Here is a 7,023-nt window from a genome sequence, read left to right as displayed (position 1 = left end):
ACCGATGCGCACCCCGGGCCCCCCCCCCCCCCCCCCGCCGCGACGGCGAGCAGCCCCGTGGCGCGATGCGGCGGTGCCGAACCGGGCGCATGCCGAAGGTAGTTGGCTCGACGGGAGGAGAGCGGTGCCGGGCACCACCGGGGGACTGTCAACGCGACACGAGACGCCAAGCGTCATCGAGACGCACGGACTCACCAAGCGCTACGGAAAACACCTCGCCGTCGACCGGCTCGACCTCACCGTCCCCGAGGGCAGCGTCTTCGGGTTCCTCGGACCGAACGGCTCCGGCAAGACGACCACCATCCGCATGCTGATGGGCCTCATCGAACCGACGTCGGGCCGCGCCAAGGTCCTCGGGCAGGCCATGCCGCGCGCCACGCGCGCCGTGCTCCCGCACGTGGGCGCCCTGATCGAGGGCCCCGCCCTCTACGGCTTCCTGTCGGGCCGCGACAACCTGCTCCGGTACGACTCCGCCGACCCGACCGCCGATCCCCGCACCCGCCGAAGGCGCGCGGAGGCGGCCCTGGACCGGGTGGGTCTGACGGCCGCCGCGGGCAAGAAGGCCAAGGCGTACTCCCTCGGCATGAAGCAGCGGCTCGGGCTCGCGGCCGCGCTGCTCCAGCCGCGCAGGCTCCTCGTCCTCGACGAGCCGACGAACGGCCTCGACCCGCAGGGCATGCGCGAGATCCGCACGCTGGTGCGGGAGTTGGCGTCGGAGGGCACGACCGTCTTCCTCTCCTCGCACCTCCTGGACGAGATCGAGCAGGTCTGTACGCACGCGGCCGTGATGACCCAGGGGCGTCTGATCACCCAGGCCCCGGTTGCCGAGCTTGCGGCGGGCGCGCGCGGCAGGCTCGTCGTGACGACACCGGACACGGTCGACGCGGCCCGCGTCCTCAAGGAGCGGGGCGTTGCGGATCTCGTCGTGACGGAGGACCGCGTGACCGGCGAACCGCCGGGCCAGGACGCGACCGGGCAGGACGTGGAACTGGCCGACCTGAACGCCGCGTTGGTCGAGGCGGGCGTCCGCGTTCGCGGCTTCGGCCTCGAACGGGCCTCGCTGGAGGACGCGTTCGTGGCACTGACGGGAGAGGGCTTCGATGTCGCGGGCTGAGTTCGCCGAGATCACGGACGTATCCGAGGCGGCCGGTCCCGGGCGGCCGCGGCGGATCTGGACCCTCGGGCTGTTCCGCAGCGAGCTCGCGACCACCTTCCGCCGCTGGCGGACCATCGCGCTGCTCGGGGTGCTCGCCGCCGTGCCCGTCCTGGTCGGTGTCGCCGTCAGGATCGAGACCAGTGACGGCTCCACCGTCGGCGGGGGCGGCGACGGCGGCGGGCCCGCCTTCATCGCGCAGATCACCAACAACGGCCTGTTCCTCGTCTTCACCGCGCTCGCCGCGACGCTGCCGTTCTTCCTGCCGATGGCGATCGGCGTCGTCGCGGGCGACGCCGTGGCCGGCGAGGCGAACGCGGGCACGCTGCGCTATCTGCTCGTCGCGCCCGCGGGGCGGACTCGTCTGCTCCTCGCCAAGTACGCGACCACGCTGACGTTCTGCCTGGTCGCGACGTTGGTCGTCGCCACGTCCGCGCTCGCGACGGGCGCGCTGCTCTTTCCGCTCGGCGAGGTCACCACGATCTCGGGCACCCGCATGAGCTTCGGCGACGGGCTGCTGCGGGCCCTGCTCATCGCGCTGGTGGTCGCCGTGTCACTGGTCGGCGTCGCGGCGCTCGGCCTGTTCGTGTCGACGCTCACCAGCAGTGGCATCGCGGCGATGGCGACCACCGTCGGCCTGCTGATCACGGTCCAGATCCTCGACCAGATCCCGCAGCTGGACGCCCTGCACCCGTACTTCTTCTCGCACTACTGGCTGTCCTTCGCCGACCTGATGCGCGAGCCGGTCTACTGGGACGACATCCTCAAGAACCTGCAGATGCAGGGCTTGTACGCGGCTGTCTTCGGCTCGGCGGCGTGGGCGAGGTTCGGGGCGAAGGACATCATGGCCTAGCCGTCACCTGTCGTAGGGGTAGCGGGCGAGCTCCGGCTCCTTGGCGAAGAACGTCTTGGCGCGGGCCAGGGCGTCGGCGTCCTCCAGGACGTGACCCGGCCGGGTGCCGTTGCCGAGCAGGACGCCGCCGAAGCGCATCGGGAAGTAGGCGGCGGAGTTGCGCAGCGTGCCGATCAGCGGCTCGGCCACCTCTTCCTCGCGGTGCGCGAGCGCGGTGACGCCCCACAGGGTGCGGCCCTTCAGGGTCTCCTTGAAGTCGATCTCGGGGGTCTCCAGCCAGCCGTCCCAGTAGTCGAGGTAGCGCTTCACGGTGGCCGACACCGAGTACCAGTACAGCGGCGACGCGATGACGATGTCCGTGGCCTCCAGGGTGGCGTCCAGGAGCAGCGCCTCGTTGCCCTCGGTGGGGCGCGTGCGGGCCCGCGGGACGGAGTCGTCGTGCCGCCGGTCCTCGAAGTCGGGCAGCGGCAGCTCCGACAGGTTCAGCCAGCGCTGCTCGACGTCCGAGGGGAGTTGCTCGGCGGCCTTGCGGGCCAGGAGCTCGGTGTTGCCTCCGGGGCGGCCGCTGCCGAGGACGAAGAGGAACTTGCGGGTCATGGGATCCCCCTGGGGTCGCTTGCGTACGGGTCGCTCGCGCCACGCATTGCTTGCGCACGGCGATTGCTTGCGTGTGCACTATATGCACGCGCAAGCAATGCCGTCCAGGGGTGCCCTCAGCGGACTCGGTCAGTGGCTGGGAGAGCGGTTACGAGGACAGCCCCCACACCGCGTACGCCACCGCGTCGCTGTTGCGGTCGAGCGCGGTCTCGTCGATGTTCGAGGCCCCGTCGCAGGACGAGTGGTAGCACTTGTCGAACGGCTCGCCCGCCGTGCCGCCCCACTTCTGCGCCTGCGCCGCCGACTTGGTGGTCTCCGCGCCGGTGAACAGGCCGCCGACCGGGACGCCCGCCTGCTGGAACGGCGCGTGGTCGGAGCGGCCGTCGCCCTCGTCGTCCGGCTCCGTGGCGATGTTCAGGCCCGCGTAGTAGTCCTTGAAGGTCTTCTCGATCGTGGGGTCGTCGTCGTAGACGAAGTAACCGGCGTTGGGGGAGCTGATCATGTCGAAGTTCAGATACCCGCTGATCTTCGAGCTGTCGCCGCCGGGCAGGCTGTCGACGTAGTGCGAGGAGCCGACGAGGCCGATCTCCTCGGCGCCCCACCAGGCGAACCGCAGGTGCTTGGTGGGCTTGTACTGCTCGCGGGCCACGGTGAGCGCGGTCTCCAGGACGGCGGCGGACCCCGAGCCGTTGTCGTTGATGCCGGGCCCGTCGGAGACGCTGTCGAGGTGGGCGCCCGCCATGACGGTCTTGCTCTCGTCGCCGCCGGGCCAGTCGGCGATCAGGTTGTAGCCGGTGTCGCCGCCCGCCGTGAACTCCTGGACGGAGGTGGTGAATCCGGCCTCGTCGAGCTTCTTCTTCAGGTGGTCGACGGACGCCTTGTAGCCGGCGCTTCCGTGGGCGCGGTTGCCGCCGTTGGCGTCCGCGACGGACTGCAGGTCGGCGAGGTGCGCCTTGACGTTGGCGACGGAGATGTCGGGTGCGGCGGCCGCCTTCGGCGCGTCGGCCTTCGGTGCGTCGGCCTTCGGGGCGGGCGCCGCGGTGGATATCGCGCTGGTGGTGAGGAGTCCGGCGACGGCCACGGCGACGGCCGCGGCGGTACGTCCGGGAACGGAGAGTTTCATGTGGGGGGCTCCGGATTCCGTGATTCCACGAAACCCGTACGCGTGGGGGCGTACGGGTTTCCGAGTTGCCTGATGGTGCTGGTGAGATTGTTGCGCCGTCAAGAGCACGTAACGGGCGGGCAGTTCCGGATATCGGTGACCTGCGGATCCCGCTCGCGGATCTCCGGGGGCATCTCGGGGCGCATCTCAGGGGCGTACGTGGATGACCCAGCCGGGGGAGTACGTGTCCGGCACGGGGTGGCGCGCCCAGCCGCGGGCCCAGCGCGGGGGTGCCGCCTCGCGCAACACCAGGACGGTGGTGCGGTGTTCGTCGCCTCGGCCGCCGGGGGTGCATCCGGATGCGTACGAGATGGGGATCACGGAGGTGTTGCCGCTCAGCACGCACGGCGCGCGGCCGATGCCGTGCTCGTGGAGGGCGTCGGCGATCCGCGCCCAGTCGCCGCGGGCGCCCGCCTGGATCCTTGCGTTGCCGTGGACGAGGAGCAGTTGGAGGGTGAGATGGCCGACGAGGGCGAGAACCAGCGCGGCGAAGGCGGCCCGCGGCCATCGCACGGCACGGGCGCGGTCGGCCACGGCGAGCAGGCCGAGGGCCGCGGCCGGGGCGAGGAGGGCGTGAGTGGGGAGGAGGAAGCGGGGGGCCGCGTACGGGACGAGGAGGAGGTAGGGGAGGGCGACGGCCAGGGCCGCGGTGAGGGCAAGGAGGCAGGCGCGCAGGGCGTCGGGCGCGGAGGCGGGCCCACGGCCGGGGGCCTTGGGGCCGACGGCTTCGGTTCCGGCCTTGGTTCCGGCTTCGGTTCCGGCCTCGGCGGCGGCTCCGGTCCTGGCGCGTGCGCTCCACAGCCCCAGCCCCACCAGTAGCGGCAGCAGGATCCACCACTCCGCGTGCACGGGGCGCAGGCCGTCACCGCCGCACGGGCGGCAGAGCAACGGACCGTCCATGACCGTGATGTGGTGCACGAAGGAGAGCAGAGGGCGCAGGTCCCCCTGCACCTCGCTGGCCCGCGCCAGCCGTTCGCGTACGCCGTCGAAGCGGACGTACGCCTCGACGACCCAGGGCAGCGCGCCCGCCGCGAGCCCGCCGAGTACGGCGAGGAAACGGCCCCGCCCGCGCCAGAGGGGCACCAGCAGGGCGGCGAGCAGGAGCGGGACGGCGACGGCGGCGCCGTCGTTGGGCCGCATCAGGGTGGCCAGGGCCAGGCCTGCCGCGATCCCCGGATACGTACGGGACGACTGCCGAGCCCGCACGAACAGACCGACCGCCCCCACGGCACCCATGGCGGTGTAGTGGTTGGGCATCGCGCCGCTCGCGTAGAACAGCGCGAACCACAGGGCGCCGTACAGGGCGGCGGCGACGGCGGCCGCCGAGCGGCGGCGCAGGACGTACAGCCAGGGGCGGAATCCCAGGTACAGGGCGGCGGTCGCGAGCAGCGTGAGCCACACCCTGAGCAGCACGACGGAATCGCTCCACGAGGCCACCGGTGCGATCAGGAACGGCACGCCGCGGGTGCGGGGCGCGCTGAAGGGTGTGGCGGGGGCGTAGGGGGAGAAGCGGCTGGCGTAGACGAGCTCGTCCCAGCCGAGGGGCAGCGTGAGCGGGACGAGGGCGAGCGACAACAGGGCGAAGGCGCCGCAGACGGCGAGGAGGGGACGGTGCGGGCGCGACTGCGGTGACATGGCCGGGCGGCCTTCCTTGCCGACGTTTCCAGCTGACCAAAAGGTAAGTACGCACTTAATAGTGCGTACTTGAGCGTGTGTGGCACCGGTCCCAGCATGAAGAGACCGGACGAAGCGATCACCAGAGACCGGACGAAGCGATCATCTACGAGGTCGGGGAGAAAGACATGGCCGACGAGAACGGCAGACACGCGCGCGTGACGCTCATCGGGCTCGGCCTGATGGGCACGGCCCTCGCCGAGGCGTTCCTCGCCGCCGGACATCCGACGACGGTGTGGAACCGCAGCCCGGAGAAGGCGTCGCCGCTCGTCGCCAAGGGCGCCGTACACGCGGCGACGATCGAGGACGCGGTCGCCGCGAGTCCGCTGGTCATCACCTGCCTGACGACGTTCGACGCGACGCTCGCCGCCCTGGAGCCGGCCGCCGCGGAGCTGGCCGGGCGCACCCTGGTCACGCTCAACTCCGGTACGCCGTCCGGTGCCCGGGGGACGGCCGACTGGGCGGCCGCGCAGGGCGCGCGGTTCCTCGGCGGCGCGGTGAAGAACGTGCCGGGTGCCGTGGGCAAGCCGGACACGCTCCTGTACTACGCGGGCGACCGGGCCGTGTTCGACGAGCACGAGGAGACGCTGCGCGTGCTCGGCGGGGACACCGTCCACCTCGGCACCGACCCGGATCTCGCCGCGCTCTACGAGATGGCGGTGGGCAGCACGCTGCTCCCCGCCCTGATCGGCTTCTTCCAGGGAGCGGCGCTCGTCCAGGCGCGCGGCCTGGAGGCGAGCTCCTTGGTGCGGTACGAGGTCAAGTGGCTGGAGATGATCGCCTCGATCCTGCCGACCCTGGCGGCGGAGATCGACTCCGGCGACTACACCCGGCCCGCGTCCACCGTCGGGGTCTTCCACGAGGCGGCCGACTACGACCGGGAGGCGGCCGAGGAGGGCGGCGTCGACTCCTCCTGGCTCGTGCCGATGTACGACCTGGTGCGGCGCGCGGTCGACGAGGGCCACCGTGACCACAGCGTCTCGGCGCTGGTCGAGATGCTGAGGAAGCCTCACGTCGCCGGCTAGTGGAGGCAGAACTCGTTCCCCTCCGGGTCCGTCATGATCACCCACTCGCCGCCGGGCTCCTTGACGTGCCGCTCCACCGAGGCGCCCAGCGTTTCGAGGCGGGCCAACTCCGCGTCCCGACGCCCCGGTTCGGCGTGCACGTCGATGTGCAGGCGGTTCTTGCCGGTCTTGGCCTCGGGCACGCGCTGGAAGAGGATCCGCCGCCCGAGGCCGGTGCCGCTCTCCTCGTCGTACGGGTCGTCGGGGTGGCGCACGGCGATGAGGTCGCGCCAGGCACGGCGGCCGCGGAACTCGACGGTCGCCGCCTCGGGCACGGCGTTGACGCCGAGGAGGCGCCCGATCAGCGCGCTGTTGTCCTCGACCTCGTACCCCAACGTCTCGGCCCAGAAGGCGGCTTGGGCGTGCGGGTCGGCGGCGTCGACGACGAGTTTCCAATGCAGGGTTGTCATGGTAACCAGTTATAGCGGTTACGAGGCTTGGATGCACCTAATGCGACGCTTGGATGCACCTAAGGGGAGACTCGGGGTTCGGTCGGGGTGGTCCCTGATCACGCGGCGGT

At 71.6% G+C, this 7,023-nt stretch carries 7 protein-coding genes; 3 read left to right on the top strand and 4 right to left on the bottom strand.

Annotated elements, in window-relative coordinates; translation table 11 throughout:
* The first annotated feature begins 145 nt into the window (after nucleotides 1-145).
* Nucleotides 146-1,114 (top strand): ABC transporter ATP-binding protein, encoded by a 969-nt coding sequence (locus tag AB0B50_RS19255; protein ID WP_362332834.1) that lies wholly within the window; start codon nucleotides 146-148, stop codon nucleotides 1,112-1,114.
* Nucleotides 1,101-2,006 carry an ABC transporter permease gene (locus AB0B50_RS19250; protein WP_362332761.1) on the top strand — a complete coding sequence of 302 codons (906 nt, stop codon included), beginning with the start codon at nucleotides 1,101-1,103 and terminating at the stop codon, nucleotides 2,004-2,006. Before AB0B50_RS19255 ends, AB0B50_RS19250 begins: the two co-directional genes overlap by 14 nt.
* A gap of 3 nt (nucleotides 2,007-2,009) precedes the next feature.
* Here AB0B50_RS19250 and AB0B50_RS19245 read toward each other — a convergent pair whose 3' ends face one another.
* The 3 genes from AB0B50_RS19245 to AB0B50_RS19235 form a co-directional block, all read right to left on the bottom strand.
* Nucleotides 2,010-2,603 (bottom strand): NAD(P)H-dependent oxidoreductase, encoded by a 594-nt coding sequence (locus AB0B50_RS19245; protein ID WP_362332758.1) that lies wholly within the window; start codon nucleotides 2,601-2,603, stop codon nucleotides 2,010-2,012.
* A gap of 148 nt (nucleotides 2,604-2,751) precedes the next feature.
* Nucleotides 2,752-3,726: a M28 family metallopeptidase gene (locus AB0B50_RS19240; protein ID WP_362332755.1), complete on the bottom strand. Its 975-nt coding sequence runs from the start codon at nucleotides 3,724-3,726 to the stop codon at nucleotides 2,752-2,754.
* A 186-nt stretch (nucleotides 3,727-3,912) separates the two neighbouring features.
* Nucleotides 3,913-5,400 (bottom strand): hypothetical protein, encoded by a 1,488-nt coding sequence (locus AB0B50_RS19235; RefSeq protein ID WP_362332752.1) that lies wholly within the window; start codon nucleotides 5,398-5,400, stop codon nucleotides 3,913-3,915.
* Between the two features lie 167 nt (nucleotides 5,401-5,567).
* Here AB0B50_RS19235 and AB0B50_RS19230 point away from each other — a divergent pair, with 167 nt between their 5' ends.
* The gene (locus AB0B50_RS19230; protein WP_362332749.1) at nucleotides 5,568-6,464 is read left to right on the top strand and encodes an NAD(P)-binding domain-containing protein; all 897 of its coding nucleotides are present in this window, start codon (nucleotides 5,568-5,570) and stop codon (nucleotides 6,462-6,464) included.
* Here AB0B50_RS19230 and AB0B50_RS19225 read toward each other — a convergent pair.
* Nucleotides 6,461-6,913 carry a VOC family protein gene (locus tag AB0B50_RS19225; RefSeq protein ID WP_362332746.1) on the bottom strand — a complete coding sequence of 151 codons (453 nt, stop codon included), beginning with the start codon at nucleotides 6,911-6,913 and terminating at the stop codon, nucleotides 6,461-6,463. The two genes, AB0B50_RS19230 and AB0B50_RS19225, sit on opposite strands and share 4 nt — an antisense overlap.
* Between the last annotated feature and the right edge of the window lie 110 nt (nucleotides 6,914-7,023).

It is taken from the genome of Streptomyces sp. NPDC041068 (genome assembly GCF_040647455.1).
Taxonomy (GTDB): Bacteria; Actinomycetota; Actinomycetes; order Streptomycetales; family Streptomycetaceae; genus Streptomyces.
Note: the sequence above shows the minus strand (reverse complement) of the source record. Positions and strands in the feature narration are given on the sequence as shown.

Bases quoted from the DNA above. Each gene is read 5' to 3' on its own strand.
- AB0B50_RS19250 (WP_362332761.1), top strand. From the start codon at position 1,101: ATGTCGCGGGCTGAGTTCGCCGAGATCACGGACGTATCCGAGGCGGCC.
- AB0B50_RS19245 (WP_362332758.1), bottom strand. From the start codon at position 2,603: ATGACCCGCAAGTTCCTCTTCGTCCTCGGCAGCGGCCGCCCCGGAGGC.
- AB0B50_RS19240 (WP_362332755.1), bottom strand. From the start codon at position 3,726: ATGAAACTCTCCGTTCCCGGACGTACCGCCGCGGCCGTCGCCGTGGCC.
- AB0B50_RS19235 (WP_362332752.1), bottom strand. From the start codon at position 5,400: ATGTCACCGCAGTCGCGCCCGCACCGTCCCCTCCTCGCCGTCTGCGGC.
- AB0B50_RS19230 (WP_362332749.1), top strand. From the start codon at position 5,568: ATGGCCGACGAGAACGGCAGACACGCGCGCGTGACGCTCATCGGGCTC.
- AB0B50_RS19225 (WP_362332746.1), bottom strand. From the start codon at position 6,913: ATGACAACCCTGCATTGGAAACTCGTCGTCGACGCCGCCGACCCGCAC.